We start from the raw sequence: 736 nt of genomic DNA on the forward strand, positions 1-736 counted from the left end.
GGCCGGCGCGGGCTGGAAATCGCCATGGCGCCGGGGGATTTGCTGAAGCTCATCGGCGGCAAGCAGGCCGTCTTGGTGCGCGACTGACCTTGCTTATGGGGCCGCTGTAGGAGCGCCTCTTGAGGCGCGAACCCGAGCCTTGGCGAGGGAAAACGATACAGCTTTCACGCAAGCGTCGCTCACAAATCCCTGCTTACGCGGCACGGTTCGCACCTCAAGAGGTGCTCCTACAGGTGAGATTCTGGTCAGGCCTTTACACCTTCGCAAACGCCTTGCGTGCGGCGGCGATGGTGGCATCGATATCCTCATCACTGTGCGCCGCAGACACGAACCCCGCTTCGAACGCGCTGGGCGCCAGATAAATGCCCTGGTCCAGCATGGCGTGGAAGAAGCGGTTGAAGCGCTCGCTGTCGCAGGCCATCACTTCCGCAAAACTGCTGATACGGTTCTGGTCGGTGAAGAACAGCCCGAACATGGCGCCGGCCTGTGCAGTGGTGAATGACACCCCTTGCGCATGGGCGGCGGCGGTCAGGCCTTCCAGCAGGCGGGTGGTTTTTTCCGTCAGCGCGTCGTGGAAGCCGGGCTCGCTGATCAGGTTCAGCGTCGCCAGGCCTGCAGCCATGGCCACCGGGTTACCGGACAGGGTGCCGGCCTGGTAGACCGGCCCGAGCGGGGCCAGATGCTCCATGATGGCCTGCTTGCCGCCAAAGGCGCCCACCGGCATGCCGCCCCCGAC

Annotated in this window: 1 protein-coding gene; it reads right to left on the reverse strand. The window is 64.5% G+C overall.

Annotated elements, in window-relative coordinates; genetic code table 11:
• Positions 1-253 precede the first annotated feature (253 nt).
• On the reverse strand, positions 254-736 hold a 483-nt coding region (locus tag A3730_RS06445), incomplete at its 5' end, for an aminotransferase class III-fold pyridoxal phosphate-dependent enzyme (RefSeq protein ID WP_156500983.1).

It is taken from the genome of Alcanivorax sp. HI0044 (assembly GCF_001634945.1).